1 pseudogene is annotated in these 284 nt (G+C 69.7%); it reads left to right on the forward strand.

What is annotated here, in order from left to right:
• Positions 1–164, forward strand: a pseudogene (locus tag QWJ41_RS21025) (transposase); the annotation flags it as partial.
• Positions 165–284: the final 120 nt, after the last annotated feature.

Here is a 284-nt window from a genome sequence, read left to right on the forward strand (position 1 = left end):
TCGTGGGCTACGGCGACCGCAAGGCCGTCGCGGCGGCGCTGAAGCCGGTCTACACCGCAGCGAACGCCGAGGCCGCGCGCCGCGAGCTGGACGCGTTCGCGGACTCGAACTGGGGCAAGAAATGCCCCCACGCGGTCGCGACCTGGACCGCCGCGTGGGAGCGGTGAGAATGACAAGCCCATTTGGCCCCACTGTGCTGCTTTGATTTGGCCCCACCCTCCGGGTCAATGCATCGGTTCCGGGGTTGGCTCCCGGGGGGGGGTCAGGTGGTGGCGGGGTCCTTT

This window comes from Nocardioides cremeus (assembly GCF_030518195.1).
Lineage (GTDB): Bacteria > Actinomycetota > Actinomycetes > Propionibacteriales > Nocardioidaceae > Nocardioides > Nocardioides cremeus.